The sequence below is a fragment of the Mesorhizobium sp. M7A.F.Ca.AU.001.01.1.1 genome (assembly GCF_004022735.1).
GTDB classification, from domain to species: domain Bacteria; phylum Pseudomonadota; class Alphaproteobacteria; order Rhizobiales; family Rhizobiaceae; genus Mesorhizobium; species Mesorhizobium ciceri.
Genome location: NZ_RZPF01000699.1, coordinates 1 through 3,435, shown reverse-complemented (window position 1 = coordinate 3,435; position 3,435 = coordinate 1). Strand labels below are relative to the sequence as shown.

The 3,435-nt window shown below is 61.9% G+C and carries 2 protein-coding genes and 1 pseudogene; 1 reads left to right on the top strand and 2 read right to left on the bottom strand.

What is annotated here, in order from left to right; all coding sequences use genetic code 11:
* Positions 1–529 (top strand): serine/threonine protein phosphatase (locus tag EN884_RS30110; protein ID WP_128360919.1); only part of this gene is annotated, 529 nt, incomplete at its 5' end.
* 76 nt (positions 530–605) lie between these two features.
* Here EN884_RS30110 and EN884_RS30105 read toward each other — a convergent pair.
* Positions 606–2,993 carry a polysaccharide biosynthesis tyrosine autokinase gene (locus EN884_RS30105; protein WP_024501825.1) on the bottom strand — a complete coding sequence of 796 codons (2,388 nt, stop codon included), beginning with the start codon at positions 2,991–2,993 and terminating at the stop codon, positions 606–608.
* 235 nt (positions 2,994–3,228) lie between these two features.
* Positions 3,229–3,435: pseudogene (locus EN884_RS30100) on the bottom strand (UTP--glucose-1-phosphate uridylyltransferase); the annotation flags it as partial.

Sequence of the window (3,435 nt, the reverse complement as noted above, 5' to 3'; positions counted from 1 at the left end):
CCTCCTGGCGCCGCCGCCGAAAGGATTTCAGCGCATTTGTCTTGCGGGCAACCACGAAGTGGCAATGCTGAACTATCTCGACGGAAATCTGTCCCGCGAACCCTGGCTGGCGACGGGCGGCCTGCAAACCCTGTTTTCCTATGGCATCGATCCGGCGCGCCTCACCAGCCTCTACGGGAGCAGCGCGCAGATCGACCGGCGCATAAGGGAGATCATTCCGGACGATCACGTCAGCTTCCTGCGCGGGCTGCCGATCATGGTCCGTTCGCGGAAGTTCGTGTTTGTCCACGCCGGCATCAGGCCCGGCGTCGACCTTGCGGCGCAAACCGACCATGACCTGATCAACATCCGTTCGGACTTCTTCGAGGCAACGCACCTGCTCGACCGCTGGGTGGTGCACGGGCATACGCCGGTGGATGTCCCGAAGCTCGAAGGGCGCCGGCTCGGCATCGACACGGCCGCCTTCCAGAGCGGACGCCTGACCGCCGTCAGGATCGCCGACAAGCAAGGCAGGCTGATCTTCTCCTGACGCGCAACGATATTCAGGTGTGCTGGCCTGAAGATCGATACACTTCAGAGTGGACCCACTCGCGCAAAGGTCGACGTCAGACCGGCGCCTTGCCGCGCACTTCCGACTTTTCCAGATAGTAGCTCGAATATTTATCGAAGAATTTTTCCGAACCGCCGAACGAGCCGTATTTGGCCAGTTTCTTCAAATCGACCTTGTTCAGCACCGCGCCGACGATCTTGTTGGCGACATAGGGTTCGGATTCCAGCATCGACCTGACCATCGCGCGCGGGGTGCGCCCCCACTCGGTGACCAGTACAAAACCGTCGACCAATGGCGCGAAGGCCTTGGCGTCGACCACCGGTCCGAGCGGCGGCAGATCGACGACGATGTATTCGAACGTCTCCTTGGCGTTCTCGATGAAGCGCCGCATGCCGGCCGAGGAGAGAAGTTCGCTGGTATGCGAGAAGTGACCGCGCAGCACCGCCGGGATGATCGCCAGCTTCGTCTGCCTGTCGATCTTGCCGACGGACTGCCAGGTCTGGCCGCCGACCACCGCTTCCATCAAGCCCTGCTCGGTTTCCATGCCAAGGCCTCGGCTGAGGCCGGGATTGCGCAAGTCGCCGTCGATCAGCAGCGTCTTGGAGCCATTGGCGGCAAGCAAGCCGGCGAGATTTGCCGCGACCGTCGACTTGCCCTCGCCGGGAAGCACCGAGATGATGCCGATGACGCGGCTGCCTTGCCCTTCCATCACGACGTCGAAGGCGATCTTGGCGCTGCGCAGCGTTTCGGAGAACATCGAGGCTGGAGAATCGATGCTGACCCGCATGCGCGCCCGCTTTTCGGCTGAAGACAGCGATTGGGTGGTCTTGGCGTCCACCTGGGTCTCGCCCGGCTTTTCTTCCTTGCCGAGCTTGCCGCCGATCGTCGGCAGGTAGCCGAGGAATTTCAGGTTGACGCGGTCGCGCACGTCCTCGCCGGTCCTGAAGAAGCGTTCGTTGAACTCGTTCAGGCCACCAAAGCCGGCGCCCATCAGCAGGCCAAGCACCAGCGAAAGTCCGAGCACGACGATGGTGCGCGGGCTTGAGGCCGTCATCGGCATCGACGCGTCGGAGATGATGCGGATCTTGCCGACCGGGAAGGACTGCTGCTGCGCGGCTTCCTCGTAACGACCCAGGAATGTCTGATAGAGCGTGGTGAGCGCCGTCGCCTGCTGATCGAGTTCACGCAGCTTGACTTGCGTCTGGTTGTCGACGGAACTCTTGCCTTGCGCGGCCGCGACGTTGGCCCTGAGCGCGGTCTCGCGTGCCTGCGCCACCTCATATTCGTTGCGATAGCTTTCGGTCAGCTGCTTCAGCTCGCCGAAAATCTGCGTCGATATGTCGGCCTTCTCCTTGGAGAGAGCCACCGCCTGCGGGTGCTCGGGGCCGAAATTCGCCTCGACGTCCTGCAGCCGCTTGGCCACTGTGAGGTAGCGGGTCTTGAGCGCCGATATGACCGAGCTGCTTGGCTGGTCGCTCGATATGGCGGCATCCTTGAAAGCGTTTTCGGAGCCGCTGTCGACGATGGCCTTGTACTGCTGGTAGCGGGCGCTGGCGCGTGCGGTGTCGGCCTGCGCCACGATAAGCTGGGCGTTGAGGTCGGAAAGCTGCTTGTCGCTCATCAGCTGGCCATCGCTGTTGGCGGCCAGCCCATGTTCGGCCCTGAATTTCTCAACCGCGAGCGAAGCTGCCTGCGAGCTCTGGCGCAACTCCGTCAACCGGCCCTGCAGCCAGACCGCAGCCCGCTCGGTGGCATCGAAGCTGGCATCGAGCTGATCGGCGAGATAGGCATCGGCATAGGCCTTGGTGATGGCGTTTGCCAAGGCCGGATCCGTCGCCTGATAGCCGAGCGCGATGACGTAGCTTCGGCCGACGCGTTCCGCCCGGATCTCGTTCTGCAGCTTGAGGATCGCGTAGTCGCGGCGCGACGTGGCGATCAGCGCATCGCGGGCGGCCGGGTCGAGCTTGCTGAAGTCAGCGCCACCCGGCATGGAAGAGCTGGGGCGGACATACTGGATCAGGCCGCGGATGAGGCCTATGCCTTGGGCAAGCGCCGACTGGGGCGGATTCATGAACGTGTCGTTCTGGTCGAGCTTCAGCTTGTCGACGACCACGGCGGCAAGCCGCGTCGAGGTCAGGATCTCGATCTGGCTCAGGATGGCGGAATCGGTCTGCATGGTTGTCGACGTCGCCGAAATGTCGTCGACGATCTTGTTCAAGCCCTCGTCGATCAGCACGCTGGCGATCGACTGATATTTGGGCGGCGTTGTCTGCAAATAGAGCAGGCCCAGGAAGAGACCGATGACGGCACACACGGCAACCACCTTGGCCTGCCGTGCGGCCATGCCAAGCAGCCGCTCGATATCGATGAAGTCTTCGCCGTCTCCTGCGTCCGAATTCGGCAATGGCATCCTCTTGTCGAGAGGAAAGTTGGCATAATTCATCTTCGGTCCAATTCTAGAGCCGGTCCTATTCCGATTGATCGCAATTGGCTCTATCTTACTGTTTCAACATGATCTTTTCCGGAAACCGGGACCCACTTTCAGGGATCATGCCTTGGCTTGCAGGCGCCTCGAAGATCGGGAGCATCGCCAGAGCAATGCAAGCGTCGTGCCAGACGGAGAGAACCTGCCGGCCCCTCTTCGCCGGCCATCCGACGATACTCCCGAAAGATGGGCATTATGCGGCTTCTTCCTGGCGTTCATGCGACCGGACGAACTCCTGAAGCATCTCGAAAACCGGACCCTTCATGTCGTCGCGCGCCAGCGCGAAGGCGATGTTGGCCTGGATGAACCCTTCCTTGGAACCACAGTCGAACATGCGGCCGAGGAAAGGCTGGGCGAAGAACGGCTGATCCTTCGACAGACGAACCATGGCATCCGTCAG